The organism is Pseudomonas sp. Arb-4-2C (assembly GCF_055755015.1).
The window spans coordinates 5,230,562-5,255,025 of record NZ_CM146899.1 but is presented as its reverse complement, the minus strand read 5'-3'; the positions used below and the strand labels follow the sequence as shown (position 1 = coordinate 5,255,025).

The following is a 24,464-nucleotide window of genomic DNA, read 5'->3' as shown; positions in this document are numbered from 1 at the left end:
TTTTTGGCTATGACAAGGCACTGTGCCATCAGTATTTTTGACGAGTGTTTTTCTGGCGCGTCTGCTTCAATGGCAACCATTGATCCTTCCCAAGGATGAGAACTCCCATGGAAATCTCCGGTAACACAGCTTTTTATGCGGGTTTGAGCACCATTCAGACCGGGCAGAACCGCGTCGATCAGGCCGCCAGCCAGATTGCCAACAACACCATCGAGCGTTCGGTCACCAGCCAGTCTTCCGAGGCGCAAGTGGATCGTCTGCGCGGTATCGACCGCAGCCAGCAGATGGATCCGGGCAGCGCCATGGCCGAGATGGCCCAAGGCAAGTTCCAAGTGGAGCTGGGCACCAAAGTCGCCAAGGCTTCCGATGAAATGCTCGGGACGATCATCGATACGTTTGCCTGATTTTTCTCGCCTCCTGTTTGCTGAACGCCGTGCCTTGTCGCGGCGTTTTTCGTTGTAAGTCCTTCTCCCTCAACTAATCTTTTCTATCGCCCATGACGCATTGCCGTGCATGGCGGTTTGCTGTGTCCGGCGGTTTGAAAGCAGTGATGACGAACGGCAAAAGATCGATGCTTGACAAGATTTCGGCGTAAACGTATGTTTCAAACAACTGTTTGACCGTCACAACAAATCAACACGGTCGTTCATTCCCGGTTACATCAGCAGAGGTTTATCGCTATGCCTGACTACAAGGCCCCCTTGCGTGATATTCGCTTCGTTCGTGACGAACTGCTCGGCTACGAAGCGCACTATCAGAGCCTTCCGGCTTGCGCCGACGCAACGCCGGACATGGTTGACGCCATTCTCGAAGAAGGCGCCAAGTTTTGTGAGCAGGTACTGGCACCGCTGAACCGCGTGGGCGACCTCGAAGGCTGCACCTGGAGCGAGTCCGGCGTGAAAACCCCGACTGGCTTCAAAGAGGCGTACAAGCAATTTGTCGAAGGCGGCTGGCCAAGCCTGGCGCATGACGTAGAGCACGGCGGCCAAGGTCTGCCGGAGTCGCTGGGTCTGGCAGTCAGCGAAATGGTTGGCGAGGCCAACTGGTCGTGGGGCATGTACCCAGGCCTGTCGCACGGCGCGATGAACACCATCTCCGAGCACGGTACCCCTGAGCAGCAGGACGCTTACCTGACCAAGCTGGTTTCCGGCGAGTGGACCGGCACCATGTGCCTGACCGAGCCGCACTGCGGCACCGACCTGGGCATGCTGCGCACCAAAGCCGAACCTCAGGCTGATGGTTCCTACAAAGTCTCCGGCACCAAGATTTTCATCTCGGCCGGCGAACACGATATGGCCGACAACATCGTCCACATCGTACTGGCTCGCCTGCCGGATGCTCCGGCTGGCACCAAAGGCATTTCCCTGTTCATCGTTCCAAAGTTCCTGCCCAATGCTGATGGCACCCTCGGTGCACGCAACGCAGTGAGCTGCGGTTCGCTGGAACACAAGATGGGTATCCACGGCAACGCCACCTGCGTGATGAACTTCGACGGCGCCACCGGTTTCCTGATCGGCCCGGCGAACAAAGGCCTGAACTGCATGTTCACCTTTATGAACACCGCTCGTCTGGGTACCGCGCTGCAAGGTCTGGCCCACGCCGAAATCGGTTTCCAGGGCGGCCTGAAATACGCTCGCGATCGTCTGCAAATGCGCTCCCTGACTGGCCCGAAAGCGCCGGACAAGGCCGCTGACCCGATCATCGTGCACCCTGACGTGCGCCGCATGCTGTTGACCATGAAGGCATTCGCCGAAGGCAACCGCGCGATGGTGTACTTCACCGCCAAGCAGGTCGACATCGTCAAATACGGCGTCGACGAAGAAGAGAAGAAGAAGGCCGACGCGCTGCTGGCGTTCATGACGCCAATCGCCAAGGCATTCATGACCGAAGTCGGTTTCGAATCCGCCAACCACGGCGTGCAGATCTACGGCGGCCACGGCTTCATCGCCGAGTGGGGCATGGAGCAGAACGTTCGCGACAGCCGCATTTCGATGCTGTACGAAGGCACCACTGGCATTCAGGCACTCGACCTGTTGGGCCGTAAAGTGCTGATGACTCAAGGCGAGGCTCTCAAAGGCTTCACCAAGATCGTCCACAAGTTCTGCCAGAACAACGAAGGCAACGAAGCCGTCAAAGAGTTCGTCGCACCGCTGGCGGCCTTGAACAAAGAGTGGGGCGAGCTGACCATGAAGGTCGGTATGGCTGCCATGAAAGATCGCGAAGAAGTCGGCGCGGCTTCCGTGGACTACCTGATGTACTCCGGTTACGCCTGCCTGGCCTACTTCTGGGCCGACATGGCGCGTCTGGCAGCCGAGAAGCTGGCAGAAGGCACCGGCGACGCAGCGTTCTACACTGCCAAGCTGCAAACCGCGCGCTTCTACTTCCAGCGCATCCTGCCGCGTACCCGCACTCACGTGGCCACCATGCTGTCGGGCGCCAACAACCTGATGGACATGAAGGAAGAAGACTTCGCGCTGGGCTACTAAGCCTTAACGCGGTCTGACGAAAACCGCTGCTCCCTTGGGGGCAGCGGTTTTTTTGTTTCAAAATCGCTCAGAAACCCGGGTTTTCTGCCGTTAAAGAGACTGCGTGTGATCTGGATCACATTGTGTGTGCTTAACTGGCCACATTGCAGGCACAATGCCATCTCTTTGATATGACGGGTCGGAGCTTTACCCTTGCCGCGTTCTTCCGCTGTACGTTTCAGTCATTTTCTACCTTCACTGCTGTTGTTACTCGCGGGGTTGGCGGCTGCGTACGTCAAAGACCTCAATGTGTTCTTCACTTCGCTGTTCAACGTGCTGCCGACTCTGGTGTTGCTGTTGGGCGGTGCTTACTGTGCGGTTTACCGACGTCAACGTGAACTGTTTCTGATGCTCACGGTGTACATCGCCTACTTTTTGCTCGACACCCAGACCGACTATTACCGCGACAACGGCAAAGTGCGCGAAGACGCCGCCGTGGTGTTCCATCTGGTCTGCCTGCTGCTGCCGTTGCTGTTCGGGCTGTTCGCCGCGTGGCAGGAGCGTACCCATCTGTTTCAGGACATGGTCGCGCGCTTCGCCGTGCTGCTGGCCTTTGGCAGTGTTGCCCTCGGACTTGAGCAGAGTTATCCGCAGGCGCTGCTGATGTGGCTCTCGGAGATCCGCTGGCCGGCGCTGCACGGCGCCTGGATGAGCCTGATCCAGATGTCCTATCCGGTGTTCCTCTCGGCGTTCCTGCTGCTGGCCTGGCAATACTGGCGCAATCCGCGCCCGCTGCATGCGGCGCAACTGGTCGGGTTGCTCGGCGTGTTCTGGATGCTGCCGAAAACCTTCATCCTGCCGTTTACCCTGAACATCATGTGCAGCCAGGTGATGCTCATGATTGCCGCTGCCGTGGCGCACGAGGCTTATCAAATGGCCTTCCGCGACGAGCTCACCGGGTTGCCGGGACGTCGCGCGCTGAATGAGCGCATGCAGCGTCTGGGGCGCAACTATGTGCTGGCGATGAGCGATGTCGATCATTTCAAGAAATTCAACGATACCCACGGTCACGATGTGGGTGACCAGGTGCTGCGGCTGGTCGCCAGCAAGCTGTCGAAAATCAGCGGTGGCGGTAGGGCGTATCGCTATGGCGGTGAGGAGTTTGCCCTGGTGTTTGCAGGCAAAACCCTTGAGGAGTGCATGCCGCACCTGGAAGTGATTCGCGAGTCGATTGCCTCCTACAACATTCAGCTGCGCAATCAGGAAAACCGTCCACAGGATGATCAGCAAGGACGGCAGCGGCGATCAGGTTCCGGCGCGTCCAGCGTGTCGGTCACGGTCAGTATCGGCGTCGCTGAACGCCTTGAGCAGCGCACCCCCGAAGAAGTGCTCAAATCCGCCGACCAGGCCCTCTACAGCGCCAAGGGTGCGGGCCGAAACTGCGTGATGGCATTCGGTCAGAACCGTCGCGGTGCGGTACGCATGGACGCTGCGGCAGGCTGAACTGTGCTCTGCTCAATGGCCGCTCTTCACTAATAAGCCCGCTGATTGCGGGCTTTGTTTTTAGTTGAATTGCTGGTGACTGAAAATAACAAATCAGTCACTGCCTGACCCTATGTGTCGCAAAAGTTGTTGAGGTACACTCGGCCTCAACGAAAACACTCTTCCACGAATCACCTGTTTAGATCTTGCGAGGTTTGCCATGGCTGACTACAAAGCGCCGCTGCGCGATATGCGCTTCGTCCTCAATGAAGTATTCGAAGTCGCCAAACTCTGGGCCGAACTGCCGGCATTGGCCGAGACCGTCGATGCCCAAACCGTAGAGGCCATTCTCGAAGAGGCCGGCAAGGTCACCAGCAAAAGCATCGCGCCGCTGAGCCGTGCAGCTGACGAAGAAGGTTGCCACTGGAAGGACGGCGCCGTCACCACGCCGGCCGGTTTCCCACAGGCTTATCAGACTTACGCCGAAGGCGGCTGGGTTGGCGTCGGTGGCGATCCGGCCTACGGCGGCATGGGCATGCCCAAAGCCGTTTCGGCGCAAGTCGAAGAGATGGTCAACTCCGCCAGCCTGTCCTTCGGTCTGTACCCGATGCTGACCGCCGGTGCCTGCCTGTCGATCAACGCCCACGCCAGTGAAGAGCTGAAAGCGGCGTACCTGCCGAATATGTACGCCGGGATCTGGGCCGGCTCCATGTGCCTGACCGAGCCGCATGCCGGCACCGACCTGGGCATCATCCGCACCAAGGCCGAACCTCAGGCCGACGGTTCCTACAAGGTCAGCGGCACCAAGATCTTCATCACCGGCGGTGAACACGATCTGACCGAAAACATCATTCACCTGGTGCTGGCGAAACTGCCGGACGCACCGGCCGGCCCGAAAGGCATTTCACTGTTTTTGGTGCCCAAGCTCATGGTCAATGCCGATGGCAGCCTGGGCGCGCGCAACCCGGCGACCTGCGGTTCGATCGAACACAAGATGGGCATCCAGGCGTCCGCGACCTGCGTGATGAACTTCGACGAAGCCGTGGGTTATCTGGTCGGCGAGCCGAACAAGGGCCTGGCGGCGATGTTCACCATGATGAACTACGAGCGTCTGGGCGTCGGCATTCAAGGCCTGGCGAGCGGCGAGCGTTCCTATCAGAACGCCGTTGAATACGCCCGCGATCGTCTGCAGAGCCGTTCGCCGACCGGCGCGCAGAACAAGGACAAGGTCGCTGACCCGATCATCGTCCACCCGGACGTGCGTCGCATGCTGCTGACCATGAAAGCGTCGAACGAAGGTGGCCGTGCATTCTCCACCTACGTGGCGATGCAGCTCGATACCGCCAAGTTCAGTGAAGACGCCACGACCCGCAAACGTGCGGAAGATCTGGTGGCCTTACTGACTCCGGTGGCCAAGGCGTTCCTCACCGACCTGGGCCTGGAAACCACCGTCCACGGCCAGCAGATTTTCGGCGGTCATGGTTACATCCGCGAGTGGGGCCAGGAGCAACTGGTGCGTGACGTGCGCATCACCCAGATCTACGAAGGCACCAACGGCATTCAGGCGCTGGACCTGGTCGGGCGCAAGATCGTGGGCAGTGGCGGCGCGTTCTACAAGCTGTTCGCTGACGAGATTCGCCACTTCACCGCGACGGCCAGCGCTGACCTGGGCGAATTCACCAAGCCGTTGAACGATGCCGTCGGCACGCTTGACGAGCTGACTGCGTGGCTGCTGGATCGGGCGAAGACCAATCCGAACGAAATCGGCGCGGCCTCGGTCGAATATCTGCAAGCGTTTGGCTACGTTTCCTACGCCTACATGTGGGCACTGATGGCCAAAGCTTCGCTGGGCAAGGAAGCGCAGGACGATTTTTACGCCAGCAAGCTGGGCACCGCACGGTTCTATTTCGCCCGTCTGTTGCCGCGTATTCACTCGTTGAGCGCGTCGGTGAAGGCTGGCAGCGAATCGCTGTTCCTGCTGAGCGCTGAGCAGTTCTGATGATGTAACGTCATGTAAGCATTTTCTTACATGACGTGCTGCTGTTCTCCCATAGGCGTAGATTGGATCCACAGCTAATCTACAACTCATGGACGTCGCGCAGGAAGCGCAAAGCAACAACACGGACACGTAGGATTCTGCCAGGGTGGCGGAGTGAAATGGATGTCAGGGAAACAGTCTGCAAAGCCCCGCTTCGGCGGGGTTTTCTTTTGCCTGAAGAAAAGTGTTCAGGCCAGGGGATCCAGCGCCGGTTTCACTTCACGTTCCATCACTTCCTCCAGCAATGTCCGTAGCAGCGCCAAAGAGGCCTGCTGGCGTTGCACGTCGCGACACACCAGGCCAACCTTCAGCGGCACCCGTGGCTCACTCAGTGGCTTCCACAGCAGATCCTGATCGTCGTATTCTTTTTGCGAGCGCCCCGGCAGCACCGTCGCCAGCTTGGTGTGCGGCAAACTGTCGAGAATCCCCACCATATTGTTCAGCTCGGCCTGCACCTGCGGACGACGGCCGAGGCTGCTCAGTTGCGCCTGCCAGATCTGCCGGATCTGGAACTCTTCACCCAGCAATAACATCGGCAACTCGGCGGCCTGACGCATCGAGACCTTCTTGAACTCACGCAATGGATGATCTGCCGGGATCACCAGCGTCAGCTCATCTTCGTACAGCATCACGCCATGCAGCCCGGGCTGTCGCGGTGGCAGATAGCTGATGCCGATGTCCAGCGAACCATTGAGCAATCGTCGCTCGATCTCAAGTCCGGTCAATTCATAAATCTGCACCACCAGATGTGGCTGCGCCTTGCGCACCCGCTCGAGCATCTGTGGCACGAGGCTGGTGTGTACGGTTTGCAGCACACCAATCGCCAAGGTGCGCACCGCCTGGCCCTTGAAGTTGCCCAGCGCCTCACGCGCCCGTTGCAGTCCATCGAGCAGCGGCAGGGCGTGGTTGTACAACGTGTGTGCAGCCAGGGTCGGCAGCAGGCGTTTGCTGCTGCGTTCGAACAGGGTGACATCGAGGTTCTGTTCGAGCTGGCGGATCTGCTGTGACAGCGCCGGTTGCGAGATCGACAGACGCTCGGCAGCCCGGCCGACATGACCTTCTTCGTAGACCGCGACGAAATAACGCAGTTGTTTGAAATCCATAAGTAATGCTTATCGAAAATGCTGGTAAATCGAAATGGCCCGAAGCCTTCTGTAAGCCTAGTCTAACCGCAATCACAGGGCTTACAGGGCCAGAGAGCGCGATGAATAGCGTTTGCTTCGACAGTGTTTACATAGGCAGTTCAAAAAACCTCGAACGAGGTTTTTTTCAATGAATCTGTTCAGTTTGCGGCGCCAGACGCCAAGTCTTGATGACCTTGCGTTCGAGGCCAACCCACCCGAGGCAGGCGAGAGCCTGAATGCCGAACACCTGATGCCCAGCGTCGAACGCCCGCAGCAGGTATTCGTGCGCGGCCAGGGCTCGTGGCTGTGGGACAGCAATGACCGCGCCTATCTGGACTTCGCCCAGGCCGGCGGCGCCAACAGTCTGGGGCACAGTCCTTCGGCACTGGTCAAAGCCATTGCCAGCCAGGCTCAGGCGCTGATCAATCCCGGTTTCAATCTGCACAATCGCGGCATGCTCAGCCTCTCCGAGCGCTTGTGTGCCAGCACCTCAAGCGATCAGGCCTATTTGCTCAACAGCGGCAGCGAGGCCTGCGAGGCGGCGATCAAACTGGCACGCAAATGGGGCCAGCTGCATCGTGGCGGCGCGTCGCGGATCATCGTGGCGAAGCAAGGCTGTCACGGGCGCAGTCTGGCAACGATTTCGGCGTCGGACAGTTGCAACCTTCACAACCGCTTTGCTCCGCTGTTGCCGGGTTTCGATCGGGTGCCATTCAACGACCTGCCGGCGCTGCATGCGGCTGTCGATGCGCAAACCGTGGCTATCATGCTCGAACCGATCCAGAGCGATGCCGGGGTGATTGCGGCCACCGAGCATTACCTCAAAGGCGTTGAGCGGCTGTGCCACGAATTGGGCATTCTGCTGATTCTCGACGAAGTACAGACCGGTATCGGTCGCTGTGGCACCTTGCTCGCCGAACAGTCCTACGGCGTCCGCGCGGACATCGTCGTGCTCGGCAAGGGGCTCGGTGGTGGCGTGCCGCTGGCGGCGCTGCTGGCGCGGGGCAAGGCTTGCTGTTTCGAGGCAGGCGAACTGGGCGGCACCCATCACGGCAACGCCCTGATGACTGCGGCCGGTCTGGTGGTGCTCGACAGCGTGCAGGACCGGGCGTTTCTGCAGCAAGTCAACGACCATGGCCAGTACCTGCGCGAAGGCCTCGCGAGGTTGGCACACCGTTACGGCCATGGCGAATTGCGTGGGCAAGGGTTGTTCCGGGGCTTGAGCCTGTCCGAAGATTCTGCCGATGCCGTGGTCCATGCAGCCTTGCATGAAGGCCTGCTGCTCAACGCGCCACAAGCCAATTGCCTGCGCTTCACGCCGGCGCTCACCGTCAGCAAGGCCAATATCGACGAGATGCTCCTGCGCCTGACCCGCGCCTTCTCGCGGGTGCGCACCGCGCAATTGCAGTGTCGCAAAGGGATTGCCGTCTGATCCGAAGTTTCCCACCTGATTTCAAGAACCGTCTCGCGGTATAACGCACGCCTCACGCCTGATTCTTTTGACGTGGGGCGTTTTTTTGTCCTGGGTAGTGGCGATCAAATAGCAACGGCACTGAACCCTGACGAACGGCACGGGTCGATTAGCTTGTATGGCTCAAGTGAGCCAACCCCCAATCAGGAGCTGACCCATGGACTTCATTCGTATCATCATCGCCATTCTGTTGCCGCCACTGGGTGTGTTTCTGCAGGTCGGGTTTGGCGGGGCGTTCTGGTTGAACATTCTGCTGACGCTGTGTGGCTACATACCCGGGATCGTGCATGCGGTGTACATCATCGCCAAGCGTTGATTTAGCGCTGCCCGGCAGACAGCTTTCGCGAGCAGGCTCGCTCCCACAAGGGATTTGTGAACACCATCGATCCAAGGTGGGAGCGAGCCTGCTCGCGAATGAGGCGACGCTACTTTGAGAGCGGCGCAGATCAGTCCGCCAACCCCATTACCCGCCGATAAAACGTCCACTCCTGCTCCAGCGCATGCGCCTGATTCACTGCACGGCGAAAGCCGTGGCGCTCATCAGCGTAATAATGCGCCTCGACCGCAATGCCGTTGCGCTCCAGTGCCGTGACCATCTCGCGGGTCTGCTGTGGCACGACGACGGCGTCCAGTTCGCCCTGAAAGAAAATCACCGGCACACCAATCTTGCTCGCGTGCAGCAATGGCGTGCGGGCGGCATAGCGCTCGGCGTCCTGCTCGGGATCGCCGATCAGCCAGTCGAGGTAATCGCCTTCGAACTTGTGTGTCGCGCGGGCCAGTGCCACCGGGTCGCTGACGCCATACAAGCTGGCACCCGCGCGGAACACCTGCTGGAACGCCAGCGCACACAACGTGGTGTAACCCCCGGCGCTGCCGCCGCGGATGAAGGCGCGCTCGCCATCGATCAAACCTTGTTCCGCCAGATACGCCACCACCGCGCAGGCGTCCTCGACATCCACGTCGCCCCAGCTCAGGTGCAGGGCCTGGCGATATTCGCGGCCATAACCGCTGCTGCCACGGTAGTTGAGGTCGGCGACGGCGAAACCGCGTTGCGTCCAGTATTGAATGCGCGGGTCGAGCATCGGATAGCAAGCCGAAGTCGGGCCGCCGTGGATGAACACCACCAGCGGTGGTCTGGCTTCGTCGTTCATCGCCGGATAGAAGAAGCCGTGGGCCTCGCCCGAGCCGCTCGGATAGCACAACGTTTGCGGACGGCTGATGCGTTCGACGGGCAGTGGCGCCACGCCGCCGGCCAGTACGTTGACTTCGCGAGTAGCGCGATCAATCGCGATGACCGCCGAAGGGCTGATCGGCGAAGCGGCAATGCAGTAGATAAATTGCTGATCCAGCGCCAGATGGCGGAAGCGGCTGTAATCGCCGGTGAAGTCTTCGTTGCCGAGCAGCAGCCGGCCAAAACCGCCTTCGCTCCAACTAGCCAAAAACAAATCCTCGACAGGCAGCCAGGTGCAGCCGCCCAGTTGCCACGGCGCGGGCGCATGATCGGCCTGCGCGGCTGGCAATGGTTTCAAGCCGTCGGAGGTTTCAACCCATGGCTGCCAGAATCCACCGCGATCGGTCAGGCAATACAGGCGATTTTCGCCATCGAATCGCGGTTGCTGAATGGACTCTTCAATCTCGGCACCCGCCACGCATCGCGGGGAACTGAATGCACCGTCAGTCAGGCGCTCAGCCACCATCAAACGCGTTGAGGTCCACGGCTGATGCGGCCGGCTCCACTCGATCCAGGCCAGTCGCGAACCGTCGGCGCTGATGATCGGCGCAGCGTAAAAATCCGCGCCTTCTGCCAGCAAATACCGGGTGCCCTCAGCCAGATCAATCGCTACGAGCCGGTGTTGGTCGCACAGTTCCTCAACCGCCAGCACCTGCCCGTCGGCAACGTGCAGATCGCCATAACGGCACTCGCTGGATGTCAGCGCTTGAGGCGCGCCTTCCAGCGTTTGCCGATACAGCTGCTGGTCTGCCTCATTGACGAAAACCACCCCGTCCGGCGTCAGATCAAACGCGCCACCGCCATATTCGTACACCCGGCTACGCACGCTGAAACCCGCAGGCGTCAGACATTTCGCCACGCCGTCGCGCCACTGCCAGATCCTGCACGCGGCATCTTCCGGGCGATATTCATTCCAGAACAAACCCTTGGCACCGAGTTGCAGTTCGGCGAAATCCATTCCGGCGGCGACGGCTTGCGAGGCGCTGAAAGGCTCAGCCCTTGGCGATGAGGCGTGAGTTTCGTTCATTACGGAAGGCCAGTTGTTCGATGGTCTGGGTGGCGTGCTCGGCTTCTTCGCGGGCCTTGAGGATCACGTCGTGATGTTCGGATTTGCTGCACACCGGGTCGGCATTGCTTGCGTCCCCCGTGAGCATGAACGCCTGGCAGCGGCAGCCGCCGAAGTCTTTTTCTTTCTCGTCACACGAACGGCACGGCTCGGGCATCCAGTCGTAACCGCGAAAGCGGTTGAAGCCGAACGAGTCGTACCAGATGTGCTGCATGCTGTGATCGCGCACATTGGGAAATTGTACCGGCAACTGTCGGGCGCCATGGCAGGGCAGGGCAGTGCCGTCCGGGGTGACCGTCAGAAAGATGCTGCCCCAGCCGTTCATGCAGGCTTTCGGGCGTTCTTCGTAGTAGTCCGGGGTGACGAAAATCAGCTTGCACGGATGCCCTTCGGCTTCCAGTTTGGCGCGGTATTCGTTGGTGATGCGCTCGGCGCGCACCAGCTGTTCCTTGGTCGGCAACAGGCCGACACGATTGAGCTGCGCCCAACCATAGAACTGGCAGGTGGCGAGTTCGACAAAGTCGGCCTCAAGCGCGATGCACAGCTCGATGATGCGGTCGATCTTGTCGATGTTGTGCCGATGGGTGACGAAGTTCAGCACCATCGGATAGCCGTGGGCCTTCACCGCCCGGGCCATTTCCAGCTTCTGCGCGAAGGCTTTTTTTGAGCCGGCGAGCAAATTGTTCACTTGCTCGTCACTGGCCTGGAAGCTGATCTGGATGTGATCGAGGCCCGCCTTCTTGAAGTCGCTGATTTTCTGCTCGGTCAAGCCGATGCCAGAGGTGATCAGGTTGGTGTAGAAACCCAACTGCCGCGCTTCACGGATCAGATCGGCAAGGTCCTGGCGCACCAGCGGCTCGCCACCGGAAAAGCCCAGTTGCGCCGCGCCCATCTCCCGCGCTTCGCGGAAGACCTTGATCCACTGCTCGGTGCTCAGCTCTTTGCCCTGCTCGGCGAAATCCAGCGGATTGGAGCAGTACGGGCACTGCAGCGGGCAGCGGTAGGTCAGCTCGGCGAGCAGCCACAGCGGCAGGCCGACGTCAGGCTTGGGCGGCAGATCAGTCAAGGGTGATCCAGTGCTGTGCACGGGCAACCTCCATGAATTGCTCGATGTCGTCACCGAGCTCGGGCACGCCGGGGAACTGCTCATCGAGTTTGGCGATGATCGCTGCGACATCGCGTTCACCGTCGATCAATCCACCGATCAGCGCGGCGCTGTCGTTGAGCTTGATCATGCCCTCGGGGTAGAGCAGCACGTGACCTTTTTGCGCCGGTTCGTACTGGAAGCGGTAGCCGGGACGCCAGGTCGGTGTCTTGCTGCGATCGAAACTCATAGGGTGATTCCTTTGTGCCAGACCCGTTGTGCGGTGACGCTGTGATACGGCGGGCGGTTCAGTTCGTAGGCCATGCTCATGGCATCGAGCATGCTCCAAAGAATGTCCAGTTTGAACTGGAGAATTTCCAGCATGCGCTCCTGGCCTTCGCGGGTCTTGTAGTGCTCGAGCGTGATCGCCAGCCCATGCTCGACATCACGCCGTGCCTGACCGAGGCGGGTGCGGAAGTACTCGTAGCCGGCCGGGTCGATCCACGGGTAATGCTGCGGCCAGCTGTCGAGACGCGACTGGTGGATCTGTGGCGCGAACAACTCGGTCAGCGAGCTGCTGGCGGCTTCCTGCCAACTGGCCCGGCGGGCGAAGTTGACGTAGGCATCGACGGCAAAACGCACGCCGGGCAATACCAGCTCCTGAGAGCGCAGTTGATCCGGGTCGAGGCCGACCGCTTGACCGAGGCGCAGCCAGGCTTCGATACCACCGTCTTCACCGGGGGCGCCGTCGTGATCGAGCAGGCGTTGAATCCACTCGCGACGGATCTCGCGATCCGGGCAATTGGCGAGAATCGCCGCGTCTTTCAGGGGGATGTTCACCTGATAGTAGAAGCGGTTGGCGACCCAGCCCTGAATCTGTTCGCGGGTGGCCCGGCCTTCATACATCGCCACATGATAGGGGTGGTAGATGTGGTAATAGGCGCCTTTGGCACGCAGGGCTGCTTCGAATTCGGTGGGGGACATTGGCGTGTCAGTCATGTCTGTTCTCCGGGAACAACCGTTGGATTCAGTGTTGTCTGGTCGGGCCTCATCGCGAGCCGGCTCACTCCTACAGGTGATCGCGTCCAATGTAGGAGTGAGCCTGCTCGCGATAGACCGCGCAGCGGTCTCAAAGGCTTACAACACAATGCTCATGCCGTCATACGCCACTTCAACATTACGCCGCGCCAGCTCCGCACGCTCCGCCGAATCTTCATCGAGAATCGGGTTGGTGTTGTTGATGTGGATAAGCACTTTGCGCTGCTTGGGTAATTGCTCCAGCACTTCGAGCATGCCACCGGGGCCGTTTTGCGCCAGGTGGCCCATCTCGCGCCCGGTGCGGGTACCGACGCCACGGCGCTGCATTTCATCGTCGTCCCACATCGTGCCGTCCACCAGCAGGCAATCGCTGCCAGCCATGATCTCCAGCAGCGGCGCATCAACCTTGCCCAGACCCGGCGCATAAAACAGCTTGCCGCCCGTCTTCAGGTCTTCGACGATCAGGCCGATGTTGTCGCCCGGGTGCGGGTCGAAGCGGTGCGGCGAGTAGGGCGGCGCGGCGCTGCGCAGTGGCAGCGGAGTGAAGCGCAGGTTAGGGCAGGCGGCGACGGTGAAGCTTTGGTCGAGTTCGATACGGTTCCAGTCCAGCCCGCCGTTCCAGTGGGTGAGCATCTTGAACAGCGGGAAACCGGTGCTCAGGTCTTCGTGAACCATGTCCGTGCACCAGACCTGATGCGGGCAGCCTTCGCGCAGGCTGAGCAGGCCAGTGGTGTGGTCGATCTGGCTGTCCATCAGAATGATCGCGCTGATACCGGTGTCACGCAGGGCGCGGCCCGGTTGCATCGGGGCGAAGCTCTGCAGTTGCGCGCGGATGTCCGGTGAAGCGTTGCACAGCACCCAGTTCACGCCGTCGTCGGAAATCGCGATGGACGACTGGGTGCGGGCCTTGGCATTCAGGCTGCCGTCGCGAAAGCCTGCGCAATTGACGCAGTTGCAGTTCCACTGCGGAAAACCGCCACCGGCGGCCGAACCCAGAATCTGGACGAACATGAACGCTCCCATCTTTCAACGCTGAAAATAAAACGCCCCGGCGAGCCGAGGCGTTGCACTACAAGTCTGCGTAGGCAGAACTCAGCGGCTGGCGAAGTACATGGTGACTTCGAAGCCGATACGCAGGTCGGTGTAAGCCGGTTTGGTCCAAGCCATGAGGTGACTCCTTCAAGTGGGTGATGCGGTGGATGGGATAGCGCTGTCCATAGTTATAGTCCACGGCAGCGCAGGGATGTTCCAAATAGTTAGGCTGCTATGTTACTCAAAATTTCCAGGTGATTGCCCGTGAATCTTTGAGAAAGCTCCTTGCAGCCTGAGTAATGATCATTTTGCCGCTTGCCACGGTGCGCCCGGTGACGCGCTGCTGGCCAGACAGTGCCAGCCGCCCTCGGCGCCGATCAAGCGTTGTACTGCCGCCAGCAGTGCCGGACGTTCCAGTTGGGCGATGGCTGCGACCAGTTGCGCCAGATAATCCGACGAGTGGCCTGCGAGTCTGGCCTGCCACAGCAAATCGGCGGCGTCCCTGGCGGACAGATTGTTCTCGTTGAATTGTTCTGCAAGTGACTGGCGCAGTTGCTTGAAACTGTGGTCATCCAGACGTTCGATCAGCCCCGTAATGCTGGCGAGGAACTGCTGGATAGCGTCGAGCAACACCACTGGCGCGGCATCGGGCGATTGCACACCAAACAGCAATCCAGTCTGGCCGTGTATCTGCCGCAAGGCGCTGAACACCGCATAACCCAACTGCAACTCGACCCGCAGGCGCTGATAGAACGGGGTCTGACACAGCTGCGAGAGCAAGCGCCAGGCGGCCTCGTCGGCGATCTCGCGGCTCGCGGTCGGGCAGAACAGCAGCAACGCATGTTCGCTGGAGGCTGTGTCGATGTGGCTCCATACGTGTCGAGCATTGCTGGCGGGCGATACCGGGATTTGCTTGTCCGGGATGCCGGGAATGCGGCTCAGGGCCAGGCCCATGGCGGATTGCGTCTGTGCGCTAAGGCCCAGAGCCAGTCCGTCCCAGCGTGAAGTTGTCCACAGCTGTTGGGCGTCGTCCGATTGCGCCGCCGCTGGCAGGCAATGTTCCGGCAAGGCCTTGAGCAACTGGCGGATCGGTATCAACGCTGCTTCTGGCTCTGCGCTCGGAGAATCGGCATCGACTTGCGCCAGACATTTCAGCGCATGTTCCAGGACGCTTGGCATCGGTTCTTGCAGCCCAGTCAGTTTCAGCAGCCATTGGGTGCCGCTGGCACTGAGCGACAACTCGACCCCGGCTTGGCGTGCGTCCTCCCGGATTTCCCGAAGACTGCGTTGCAGCTTCCTGTGCAGATCGTCCGTTGCCGCCGCTTCCAGCTGCCAGCGCAGGTAAATCGCCCCTTCATCAGCGGTATCCGCCGAGGTCTGGGTGAACTGCATCGGCGAGCGTTCGCGGCGGCTGCGTGAGCGATCCTGGGCAAATGTGCGCAGGCCTCGATGGGCGCTGGTTTGACCGCGAATCAGCCCGGCATTGGCCAGTGGTTCGCTCGATCCGAGGAAGGGATTGGCGGCAGGCAGATGCCAGTGCGCGCTGAAGTTATCCACAACACCGATGTCGCGCAGGATCTGCTTGAGGGCGACGACGCCGTTTTCCGACAAGCCGTGTTCGAGCTGTTCGCTGTCGAGGCGTGCCAATTGCAACGCGCCGCTGACTTGCTGCTGACGCTCCAGCAGGTTGGCGTACTCCTCGCGCAGCGCTGCCCAGTCCTGCTGTGCGGCGAAGAAGCTCAGCCAATCCAGCACCTGTTGGCCAATAGCCTTCAGCGATTCGGCAGGGGCCGCGAATTGCAGATGCAGCAAGGCTTGCCCGGCAAACTGGTACAGCGGTGTAGCTTTCAGGCTGTCCGCGAGATGTTGTTGGCGCAGATAGGCGAGCAGGCCGCCAGGTTTGGCGCTGTTCAGCCAATGACAGAGAAACGCCAGCGCTTCGACGCAGGTGTCGGGCAGCGCTTCGAAGGCAAACAGCAGATTGCAGTGCTGCCCACCGACCTGTTGATAACTTGTTACTTGCAGTGGCTGGGTTGCGGCCTGCAAAACGTTATCCCCAACCGGCAGCGCCGCAGCGAACTGCTGCGCCAGTGTGCGCAGCGCTTCAAGGCTTTGCGGCCCGACCACACTCAAGGTCATTTGCCCGCTGCGATAGAAGCGCTGATGGAAATCCTTCAACGCCTGCTGAAACCCCGGTTGCTCAACCTTCAGGCTGTCGCGATTGCCCGCATGAAAGCCACGCAACGGGTGCGTCGCCGGCAAACCCTCGTACAAGGAAAGTGCCTGCTGCGCTGTGGGATCCTGCGACCACGCGACAAATTCTGCGTCCAGTACTTCGCGTTCACGCAACTGATCGTCCGGATTCATACGCGGGTGGGCGAGCATGTCTGACAGACGCTCAAGCCCGGCGCCGAAAGCCGAGGTCGGTAGTTCAAAGAAGAAATCGGTCGTGCGCTCGCGGGTGCTGGCATTCACCTGGCCGCCATGACTTTGCACGTAGGCCATCAGTGCCTGATCGGCAGGAAACCGCTCGGTACCGAGAAACAGTAAATGCTCGAGGAAATGCGCCAGTCCCGGCCACTCCAGCGGCACGTCATGACTACCGGCAACCACCCGCAACGCGGCGGCACTGCGCTTCAAACCAGGCACATGACGCAGGGTCACGCGCAAGCCGTTGGCCAGGGTTTCAGTGTGAGGGCGGGGGTGAGTCGGCGCAGGCATGGGCACTTCCAGAACAGTGAAGTGCCAATGCTAGCGGATTGCGTGGGGTCAGCGCTTGTTCAGTGCGTTGTAAAGCTCCGGGCGGCGGTCACTGAGGTAGCGATTGGCGGCGCGAGAATCGACCATCAACTGACGATCCAGCTCGCCGACGATCAGCGCTTCATCAAGGCCGGCCTGGGCGATACGACTGCCGTCCGGCGCGGCGATGCTGCTTTGCCCGCAATAGTGGATCTCGCCTTCATGCCCGCAGTAGTTGGCGTAGGCCACGTAGCACTGGTTTTCGAAGGCACGGGAACGCACGGTGACGTCGGCGACAAAATCGAACGGAATCATGTTCGCCGTCGGCACCAGAATCAACTCGGCGCCGGCCAGCGCCAGACGTCGCGCGTTCTCCGGAAACTCCAGGTCGTAGCAGATCAGGAAACCGAGCTTCCAGCCGTTGAGTTCGACCAGCGGAAAAACGTCTTCGCCCGGGCTGAACATTGAGCGATCCAGATCGCCGAACAGATGCGTCTTGCGGTAATTGCACAGGCGCTCGCCGTGCGCATTGATCAACTGCACGGCGTTGTAGATCTGCCCGTCGGCGGTGCGCTCCGGATAACCGTAGGCAATCGCCAGTCCGGCGGCTTTGGCAATTCGACCGATCTGTTGCGCCCATTCGCCGTTGTAGACCTCGGCCAATGTGCTGACTGCCTCGGCGCCGATGTTGTAGCCGGTCAGAAACATCTCCGGCAGCACCAGCAGGTCGGCGCCCTTGGCCTCCATCGCCACTTGGTGCAGGCGTTGCAGGTTGGCGGCGGGGTCCAGAGGCAGCGGTGGACATTGGTAAAGGGCTACACGCATCGGGGATTCCTCTTACTCGGGCAGGGCGATAGGGCCGATGTCTTTGAACACATCACCCGGGCCCGGGTTCGCTTTATGTGTCGACCCGCCGAAGTGCTTCATGATGCCCCACACCGCGTTGAGCGAGGTCTGCACCGCGCCTTCGACCCACGCCGGCGTCCACGACACGTCGTCACCGGCGATGAAAATCCCGCGCTGCTCGGCTGGCATGTCGTCCTGCATGAAGTGCGCGTACATGCGCTGGTTGTAGCGATAGTGACCGGGCAGGGCGCCCTTGAACGCCCCGAGGAAGTGCGGGTCGGCTTCCCACGACACGGTGATCGGATCGCCAATGATCCGTGCGGCGATGTCGACTTTCGGGTAGATCTTCTTCAGCGCATTCAACGCCAGCTCTACGCGTTTTTCCACCGGGTGCGGCAGCATCTTCAGCGCGTCGCTCATCCACGAGTACGACAGGCAGATCACGCCCGGCTTGTCGTCGCCGTTATCGAACAGATAGGTGCCACGGGTCAGGCGATCGGTGAGGGTCATGCTCATCAGGTCGCGGCCGGTTTCCGGGTCCTTGTCCTTCCAGAATGGTCGGTTGACCATCACGAAGGTTTTCGACGACTGCATGTAGCGGGTGCGGTCCAGCGCCATCCACATCTTCTGCGAGAACAGGGTTTCATCGCATTCGATCTGGGTGGTCAGCAGCCAGCTCTGGCAGGTAGTCAGCACAGCGGCGTATTCGCGGGTGTCGCCGTTGTTGTCGGTGACGGCGAAACGGCCGTCCGGCGCGTGGGCGATTTTCTTCACGCCGGAACGCGGTGCGCCCCGGTGCAGGGATTTCAGGCTGGTGCCTTCAGGCCAGTGCACGCAGCGCTCCGGCACATGCCGCCAGATGCCTTGCGGCACTTGTTCCACACCGCCGACTACCAAGTGCTGGTGATCGTCGCAGTTGGTCATCACCACGCGGAAGATTTCCAGCATCGAGTTGGGGAAGTCCGAGTCCCAGCCGCCGGTGCCGAAACCGACCTGACCAAACACTTCGCGGTGATGGAACGACAGCTTGGCAAAGGCCTCGGACGTGGCAACGAAGTCGTAGAACGTGCGGTCATCCCACAGCGGCACGAGCTTGTTCCATAGTGCCTTGAGGCGTGGCACATCGCGGTCGCGGATTGCTTGCTGGATATCGGCGAACTGCGAGCCGGCCTCCAGCGCATCCGCCCAGGCGTCAGCCACTTCCTGGAACAGTGCAGGAAGATCCTTCAGGCTTTGTGCGTAATGGGTTTTGCCTTCCAGGTCGATCACGGTGCTGCCGGAGGCCGGCGTCAGCGGGTTCGGGAAGGGTTTGGTCTCGAGGCCGAGCTTGTCGACGTAGTGGTAGAACGCGGTGGAGGACACCGGGAAACGCATGCCGCCCAGTTCCGCGACGATGCCGTCAGTGCCGTTGAATGCTTGCGAACGCAAACGCCCGCCGAGCTTCGACGCCTCGTAAACCACCGGTTTCAGGCCGAGCTTCATCAGTTCGTACGCGGCCACCAGGCCAGCGATACCGGCGCCGACAATCGCCACTTCAGCGCCGTGATGGTGTTCAGGGATACTGCCGAGACCGGCCGGGTGTTCGATCCAGTCGTCGAAAGCGAAAGGAAAGTCCGGACCGAAAATGGTGACTGGTTTCTTACCGTCTGCAGGATGGCGATTGTTCTTGTTCATGGCTGACCTTGCTGGCGACCCGACGCCGAATGCGCGTCTGAGTATAGGAAAAGATGCCAGCCATTCTAGGGAGCGTAGAACACGTTAATAAGACGCAAAGTGTCGTCGTTTTGCCAATTAACTGATCAATATGACGATTGATGACTGCACATCGACCAAAATGTAGGCGCAAGCCCGCTCCCACAGTGGATTTGTAGCTGGCGCAGATTCTGTGCGTGACCCTGTCAAAAGTGGGAGCGGGCTTGCTCGCGAAAGCGTTCTGTCAGTCGCGATCAACAGTGGCTGATCCACCGCCTTCGCGAGCAAGCCCGCTCCCACAGTGGATTTGTAGCTGGCGCAGATTCTGTGCGTGACCCTGTCAAAAGTGTGAGCGGGCTTGCTCGCGAAAGCGTCTCGTCAGTCGCGATCAACAGTGGCTGATCCACCGCCTTCGCGAGCAAGCCCGCTCCCACAGTGGATTTGTAGCTGGCGCAGATTCTGTGCACGACCTGGTCAAAAGTGGGAGCGGGCTTGCTCGCGAAAGCGTCTCGTCAGTCGCGATCAACAGTGACTGATCCACCGCCTTCGCGAGCAAGCCCGCTCCCACAGTGGATTTGTAGCTGGCGCAGATTCTGTGCGTGACTCGGTCAAAAGTGGGAGCGGGCTTGCTCGCGAAGAGGCCCTATCCGCCAACCGAAATGTCACGACCAACACTTAAACCGGCTGCCCGCGATCAATCTTGCTACTCAAAATAATCGAAGTAGTGGTCTTCTCCACCCCATCCACCCCGCCAATCTGATCCAGCAACTGATCCAGCTGTTCCGGCGAATCGGTGCGCAACCACGCCACGTAATCAAATTCGCCACTCACCGCACACAACTGCTGGACCTGCGCCATCGCACTCAAGCGGCGCAACACTTCCTTGCCGGAGCGCGGCTGCACCTTGATCCCGACATACGCCTGCAACCCGCCATCGACCACCCGCTGCCCCAGCCGCACGCCATAGCCGGTGATCACCTTGGCCTTTTCCAGTCGCGCCAGCCGCGATGTGACAGTGGTGCGCGCAATGCCCAACTGCCGGGCGAGCATTGCCACGCTCTCGCGGGCGTTGATTTGCAGGGCGGCGATCAATTGGCGGTCGATTTCATCGAGCACGGGCGGGCGGATGTCTGGCAAGGGCGGGGCTCCATGGGGCGCGGGTCTTTGGGCGAGCATGTTACAGCGTCAGCCGGCTGGATATGGAAGCCCCTTATCGTAGTCGGGATGAAACGCAGAAACGAAAAAGCCGCGCATTTGCGCGGCTTTCGAATTTGGTGGGCCCACACGGACTTGAACCGTGGACCAAAGGATTATGAGTCCTCTGCTCTAACCAACTGAGCTATAGGCCCTCAGTAGGTCGCGGATTATAGCGACGGTTTCTCGGCTGTGCTATCCGAATAATCCGATACGGTAATACGCAGAAACGTTGCGGCGAATTCTTCTGGCGGCAGCGGCAGGCTGACGATGTAGCCCTGGATCTGTTCGCAGCCCTCGGCGGCGAGGAATTGCTGTTGGGCCTGGGTTTCCACACCTTCGGCAATCACAGTGAATTGCATGCTCCGGCCAAGGGCGATGATCGCCCGCACAATCGCTGCGTCGTGGGGGTCATCGGGCAGGCCGCGGACGAATGACTGGTCGATCTTGAGGATGTCCAGCGGCAGGCGTTTGAGGTAACTGAGCGAGGAATAGCCGGTACCGAAGTCGTCGATCGCCAGTTGTACACCCAGGTGTTTGAGCTGGTGCAGCACCGCCAGTGCTTCTTCGGCCTGGCTCATGATGAAGTTTTCGGTAATTTCCAGTTGCAGTAAATCCGGCTGCAAACGGTTTTCCCGGAGCAATTGTTCGATGCGCCCGAGCAGGTTCGGCTGGCGCAGCTGCGCGCCGGCGAGGTTGACTGACAACGGGCCGAGGCTTTCGTAGATCTGGTTCCATTCGAACATCTGCCGGCAGGCGGTTTCGAGCACCCAGTCGCCGATCTGCAGGATCATGCCGTTCTCTTCGGCCAGCGGGATGAAGTGCTCCGGCGGTACTTCGCCGAAGGTCGGGTGACGCCAGCGAATCAGCGCTTCGGCGCCCACCAGACGATGGTCGTCGAGGCTGATCTTCGGTTGGTAGTAGAGGAACAGTTCGTCGCGTTCGATAGCGCGGCGCAGTTCGTGTTCCAGCGCCACACGCTCGCTGGCCTGTGCGGTGAGGTCGCGGGTGTAGCTTTCGACGCGGTTGCGGCCCTTGGCCTTGGAGCGGTACATCGCCGCGTCGGCGTTTTTCACCAGCGTGGCGACGTCGCAGCCGTCCCGTGGATACAGGCTGGTGCCGATGCTGGCGCTGATGAAGAACTCGTGTTCGCCGGCCTGGAACGGTGCGCCGAAGCAATTGAGCAGTTTGGTGGCGATGTGGTCGGCGTCGCTGGCCTGTTGCAGGCCCGGCAGCAGGATAATGAATTCATCGCCGCCCAGGCGTGCGACGGTATCGATGTCGCGCAATTGTTCTTTCAAGCGCACGGCAATGCCCTTGAGTAGCAGGTCGCCGACCGGGTGGCCGAGGCTGTCGTTGATGTGCTTGAAGCGGTCCAGATCAAGGAACAGCACAGCGCCCTGACTGCCATTTTCCTGCTGGCTGTTCAGCGCGGTGAGCAGACGACTTTCAAACAGGGTGCGATTCGGCAGGCCGGTGAGCGGGTCATGGTGCGCCTGGTAATCGAGCTTGGCCTGCGCGTGTTTGAGGCTGGATATATCGGCAAACACCGCGACGAAGTGGGTGATGAACTTGTCGCGGTTGCGCACGGCGCTGATGGTCAGCCAGCTCGGGTACAACTCGCCGTTCTTGCGCCGGTTGGAAATCTCGCCCTGCCAGTGACCCTCGTCGGTCAACTGGTGCCACATCGCCGCATAAAAAGCGCTGTCGTGCAGGCCCGAGGCGAGCAGGCGCGGGGTGTGGCCGAGGGCTTCGCTTTCGCTGTAGCCGGTGATTTCGGTGAAGGCGCGGTTGACCGCGCTGATGTGCTGCTGGGTGTCGGTGATCAGCACGCCTTCGGCGGTGCTCTCGAACACGGTGGCCGCCTGCTGCAGTTTTTCTTGCATCAGATGCCGCTCGGTGATGTCCCGGGCGATGGTCAGCATGCAGTCTTCTTCGCCGATCGGCAGCGGTCGGCTGGACACTTCACACAGGCGGATCTGCCCGTCGCTGCGGCGGATGTGGCAGCTGAAATCGCGCACGAAACCGTCGCGGTGCAGCAGGTCGAGCATCTGCTTGCGTTCATTGAGGTTGACCCAGATCCCCAGGTCCAGTGCCGAGCGGTCCACCGACATCGCGCTGTTGAAACCGGTGATGCGGCTGAAACCCTCATTGACCTCCAGCAGCAGGCCGTCGCTCTGGCGCGACAGCAGCAAGCCGTCCGGCGAGGCGTGGAAGGCCTTGGCGAATTTCTCTTCGGAGGTTTGCAGCTGCTGCTGGGTTTCCTTCAGCTGGGTGATGTCGCGCACCACCACCACCAGCGCCGGGGTGGTGTCGAGGTCGAACGGTTCGGCGGAGATCAGGCCAGTGAACACCTGGCCGTTGTTGCGGCGAAAGGGCATCTCCAGGTTGCGGATGCTGCCGGCCTGCAAACGCTGCAGCAGCCCCGGCCCGACCCCGGGAATTCCCCAGATGTTGAGTTCGGTGGCGGTTTGACCGACGACCTCTTCGGCTTTCAGGCCGATTTGTTCTTCAAAGGCTTCGTTGACTTCCAGCAGGCAGCCGTCGGACAGTCGCGCGATCACCAGAATGTCCGGGCATTGCTGGAATACCGAGGCGAATTTCTGCTCCGACAGCCGCAGCGCCTCCTCGGTACGCTTGGTCTCGCTGATGTCGATCATCAGTCCGCGCATCACCGGCTCATGCCCGTGTTCAATCAGGCTGACGATGTCACGCACCCACAGGCAGCGCCCGTCAGCGGTGATCACCCGATAGTCGAGGGTGTGATCACGCCCTTCGCGCACCGCGTCATCGCAGATGGCCTGCGCGCGGGTGAGGTCGGCGGGGTGGATGATGTTGCGCCAGAAACCCGGGATCAACCAATGCGCCTGTGGATAACCGAGCAAATCCTCGGCATGGGGCGAAACATAGCTGTAGGTGAAGTCGCTCATGCGCGCTTCCCAGGCGATGGCCGACAGGCTCTCCACCAGGCCGCGGTAGTGGTATTCGCTGCTGCGCAATTCCTGTTCGAGGTCGACGCGTCGAGCGATTTCCGAACTGAGGCGGCGGTTGATACGAATGACCACCACAAGGATGATCACCAGCAACAAAAGACCTGGCAGGCCGTAAATCAGCAGGTCCGACCAGAATGTCCGATGGTCCAGGACATTGCCGACCCAATGTTCCTGAATGCTGCTGATTTCCTCCGGGCTCATGTCCGCCAAGACTTTGTCCAGAATGCCCACCAGCATTTTGTTGTCACGGGGCACGCCCATGGCCAACTGGTAGCGATACGGGGTTTCGCCGCTCACGTATAAACCGTCGAGTTTGAGCTGGCGCAGGCTCCAGACGCTGGACGCGAGGTCGCCGACCACAGCGTCTACCTCATCGGTGGCCAGCGCCTGGAGTGCCGAGCTGACATTGGGCATGGCCACCAGATTCAGGTCGGGATGGTGGGTGCGCAGGAGTTCGTGGGGGGCGTAGTTCTCCACTACGGCGATCTTCAGGCCGTACAGGTCTTCGATTTTGCGGGGTTGTGCGCCGCCGATGTGGGCGAGGATCACAATCGGGAAGTCGAGATAGGGGCGAGTGAACGACAGATAGTTCTGGCGCTCGGGCGTGGACATGATCCCCGGCAGCAGATCAATCTTGCCGGCTTTCACTTGCGCCAGCACTTCGGTCCAGCTCGACGGTTCGATCGGGGTGAGTTTGACTGCCAGACGCTGGCGGATCACGTCGATGTAATCAGCGGCCAGGCCTTGATAGCGGTTCTGTTCATCGCGGAACTCGAACGGCGGCCACGAGGCATCGACACCCAGGCGCAAGTCCGGGTGAGCCGCGAGCCAGCTACGTTCTTCATCGGTCAGAGTCAGCGCGTTAGCCGTTGCGGTCCAGATCATCAGTGACAGCAAGAAAAGCACGGGCGCCAGTCTGGGCATAACCGTCTCGTTAGGGCACGGGATTCATAGTCTCGAGTGTAGACG

General features: G+C 60.5%; 18 protein-coding genes and 1 tRNA gene. 6 read left to right on the top strand and 13 right to left on the bottom strand.

Annotated features, from left to right (window positions below; all coding sequences use genetic code 11):
- Positions 1-107 precede the first annotated feature (107 nt).
- The 4 genes from AC0J41_RS23910 (at position 108) to AC0J41_RS23895 (ending at position 5,946) form a co-directional block, all read left to right on the top strand.
- Entirely contained in the window at positions 108-404 is a 297-nt protein-coding gene (locus AC0J41_RS23910; RefSeq protein WP_003228898.1) for a hypothetical protein, read from the top strand.
- 276 nt (positions 405-680) lie between these two features.
- Positions 681-2,486 (top strand): phenylacyl-CoA dehydrogenase, encoded by a 1,806-nt coding sequence (locus tag AC0J41_RS23905; protein WP_025108590.1) that lies wholly within the window; start codon positions 681-683, stop codon positions 2,484-2,486.
- Positions 2,487-2,678: 192 nt separating this feature from the next.
- Positions 2,679-3,968, top strand: coding sequence for a GGDEF domain-containing protein (locus AC0J41_RS23900; protein ID WP_025108591.1), 1,290 nt, complete (start codon positions 2,679-2,681; stop codon positions 3,966-3,968).
- Positions 3,969-4,167: 199 nt separating this feature from the next.
- Positions 4,168-5,946 carry an acyl-CoA dehydrogenase C-terminal domain-containing protein gene (locus AC0J41_RS23895; protein WP_473013753.1) on the top strand — a complete coding sequence of 593 codons (1,779 nt, stop codon included), beginning with the start codon at positions 4,168-4,170 and terminating at the stop codon, positions 5,944-5,946.
- 227 nt (positions 5,947-6,173) lie between these two features.
- On the opposite strand, the gene AC0J41_RS23890 is transcribed toward AC0J41_RS23895, so the two are convergent.
- On the bottom strand, positions 6,174-7,088 hold the full coding sequence (locus tag AC0J41_RS23890) for a LysR family transcriptional regulator (RefSeq protein ID WP_025108593.1): 915 nt from the start codon (positions 7,086-7,088) through the stop codon (positions 6,174-6,176).
- A 169-nt stretch (positions 7,089-7,257) separates the two neighbouring features.
- Here AC0J41_RS23890 and AC0J41_RS23885 point away from each other — a divergent pair, with 169 nt between their 5' ends.
- Together AC0J41_RS23885 and AC0J41_RS23880 are read left to right on the top strand one after the other, a co-directional pair.
- Complete coding sequence (locus tag AC0J41_RS23885) at positions 7,258-8,541, top strand: aspartate aminotransferase family protein (RefSeq protein WP_473013752.1); 1,284 nt, start codon at positions 7,258-7,260, stop codon at positions 8,539-8,541.
- 196 nt (positions 8,542-8,737) lie between these two features.
- Positions 8,738-8,896, top strand: coding sequence for a YqaE/Pmp3 family membrane protein (locus tag AC0J41_RS23880; protein ID WP_003228885.1), 159 nt, complete (start codon positions 8,738-8,740; stop codon positions 8,894-8,896).
- Positions 8,897-9,026: 130 nt separating this feature from the next.
- On the opposite strand, the gene AC0J41_RS23875 is transcribed toward AC0J41_RS23880, so the two are convergent.
- The 12 genes from AC0J41_RS23875 to AC0J41_RS23820 all read right to left on the bottom strand — a co-directional run bounded on the left by AC0J41_RS23875 (position 9,027) and on the right by AC0J41_RS23820 (position 24,419).
- On the bottom strand, positions 9,027-10,838 hold the full coding sequence (locus tag AC0J41_RS23875; protein ID WP_473013751.1) for a S9 family peptidase: 1,812 nt from the start codon (positions 10,836-10,838) through the stop codon (positions 9,027-9,029).
- Positions 10,804-11,943, bottom strand: coding sequence for a pyrroloquinoline quinone biosynthesis protein PqqE (gene pqqE, locus AC0J41_RS23870; RefSeq protein ID WP_473013750.1), 1,140 nt, complete (start codon positions 11,941-11,943; stop codon positions 10,804-10,806). Before pqqE ends, AC0J41_RS23875 begins: the two co-directional genes overlap by 35 nt.
- The gene (gene pqqD / locus AC0J41_RS23865) at positions 11,936-12,211 is read right to left on the bottom strand and encodes a pyrroloquinoline quinone biosynthesis peptide chaperone PqqD (RefSeq protein WP_025108597.1); all 276 of its coding nucleotides are present in this window, start codon (positions 12,209-12,211) and stop codon (positions 11,936-11,938) included. The genes pqqE and pqqD overlap by 8 nt, the downstream gene beginning before the upstream one ends.
- A complete protein-coding gene (gene pqqC, locus AC0J41_RS23860; RefSeq protein WP_025108598.1) occupies positions 12,208-12,960 on the bottom strand; it encodes a pyrroloquinoline-quinone synthase PqqC in 753 nt (250 codons plus the stop codon). Before pqqC ends, pqqD begins: the two co-directional genes overlap by 4 nt.
- 138 nt (positions 12,961-13,098) lie before the next feature.
- Positions 13,099-14,010, bottom strand: coding sequence for a pyrroloquinoline quinone biosynthesis protein PqqB (pqqB, locus tag AC0J41_RS23855; RefSeq protein ID WP_473013749.1), 912 nt, complete (start codon positions 14,008-14,010; stop codon positions 13,099-13,101).
- An 81-nt stretch (positions 14,011-14,091) separates the two neighbouring features.
- A complete protein-coding gene (gene pqqA, locus AC0J41_RS23850) occupies positions 14,092-14,166 on the bottom strand; it encodes a pyrroloquinoline quinone precursor peptide PqqA (RefSeq protein ID WP_003444522.1) in 75 nt (24 codons plus the stop codon).
- A gap of 168 nt (positions 14,167-14,334) precedes the next feature.
- Positions 14,335-16,752: a pyrroloquinoline quinone biosynthesis protein PqqF gene (gene pqqF / locus AC0J41_RS23845; RefSeq protein WP_473013748.1), complete on the bottom strand. Its 2,418-nt coding sequence runs from the start codon at positions 16,750-16,752 to the stop codon at positions 14,335-14,337.
- 48 nt (positions 16,753-16,800) lie between these two features.
- Positions 16,801-17,595 (bottom strand): carbon-nitrogen hydrolase family protein, encoded by a 795-nt coding sequence (locus tag AC0J41_RS23840; protein ID WP_473013747.1) that lies wholly within the window; start codon positions 17,593-17,595, stop codon positions 16,801-16,803.
- Positions 17,596-17,607: 12 nt separating this feature from the next.
- Positions 17,608-19,290 (bottom strand): flavin monoamine oxidase family protein, encoded by a 1,683-nt coding sequence (locus AC0J41_RS23835; RefSeq protein ID WP_473013746.1) that lies wholly within the window; start codon positions 19,288-19,290, stop codon positions 17,608-17,610.
- A gap of 693 nt (positions 19,291-19,983) precedes the next feature.
- Positions 19,984-20,445 carry an Lrp/AsnC family transcriptional regulator gene (locus AC0J41_RS23830; RefSeq protein ID WP_025108603.1) on the bottom strand — a complete coding sequence of 154 codons (462 nt, stop codon included), beginning with the start codon at positions 20,443-20,445 and terminating at the stop codon, positions 19,984-19,986.
- 135 nt (positions 20,446-20,580) lie between these two features.
- Positions 20,581-20,657, bottom strand: a tRNA-Ile gene (locus tag AC0J41_RS23825).
- A 15-nt stretch (positions 20,658-20,672) separates the two neighbouring features.
- A complete protein-coding gene (locus AC0J41_RS23820; protein WP_473013745.1) occupies positions 20,673-24,419 on the bottom strand; it encodes a bifunctional diguanylate cyclase/phosphodiesterase in 3,747 nt (1,248 codons plus the stop codon).
- Positions 24,420-24,464: the final 45 nt, after the last annotated feature.

Coding starts and splice junctions, on each gene's coding strand:
- AC0J41_RS23910 (WP_003228898.1), top strand. CDS start 108: ATGGAAATCTCCGGTAACACAGCTTTTTATGCGGGTTTGAGCACCATT.
- AC0J41_RS23905 (WP_025108590.1), top strand. CDS start 681: ATGCCTGACTACAAGGCCCCCTTGCGTGATATTCGCTTCGTTCGTGAC.
- AC0J41_RS23895 (WP_473013753.1), top strand. CDS start 4,168: ATGGCTGACTACAAAGCGCCGCTGCGCGATATGCGCTTCGTCCTCAAT.
- AC0J41_RS23890 (WP_025108593.1), bottom strand. CDS start 7,088: ATGGATTTCAAACAACTGCGTTATTTCGTCGCGGTCTACGAAGAAGGT.
- AC0J41_RS23885 (WP_473013752.1), top strand. CDS start 7,258: ATGAATCTGTTCAGTTTGCGGCGCCAGACGCCAAGTCTTGATGACCTT.
- AC0J41_RS23880 (WP_003228885.1), top strand. CDS start 8,738: ATGGACTTCATTCGTATCATCATCGCCATTCTGTTGCCGCCACTGGGT.
- AC0J41_RS23875 (WP_473013751.1), bottom strand. CDS start 10,838: ATGAACGAAACTCACGCCTCATCGCCAAGGGCTGAGCCTTTCAGCGCC.
- pqqD (WP_025108597.1), bottom strand. CDS start 12,211: ATGAGTTTCGATCGCAGCAAGACACCGACCTGGCGTCCCGGCTACCGC.
- pqqC (WP_025108598.1), bottom strand. CDS start 12,960: ATGACTGACACGCCAATGTCCCCCACCGAATTCGAAGCAGCCCTGCGT.
- pqqB (WP_473013749.1), bottom strand. CDS start 14,010: ATGTTCGTCCAGATTCTGGGTTCGGCCGCCGGTGGCGGTTTTCCGCAG.
- pqqF (WP_473013748.1), bottom strand. CDS start 16,752: ATGCCTGCGCCGACTCACCCCCGCCCTCACACTGAAACCCTGGCCAAC.
- AC0J41_RS23840 (WP_473013747.1), bottom strand. CDS start 17,595: ATGCGTGTAGCCCTTTACCAATGTCCACCGCTGCCTCTGGACCCCGCC.
- AC0J41_RS23835 (WP_473013746.1), bottom strand. CDS start 19,290: ATGAACAAGAACAATCGCCATCCTGCAGACGGTAAGAAACCAGTCACC.
- AC0J41_RS23820 (WP_473013745.1), bottom strand. CDS start 24,419: ATGCCCAGACTGGCGCCCGTGCTTTTCTTGCTGTCACTGATGATCTGG.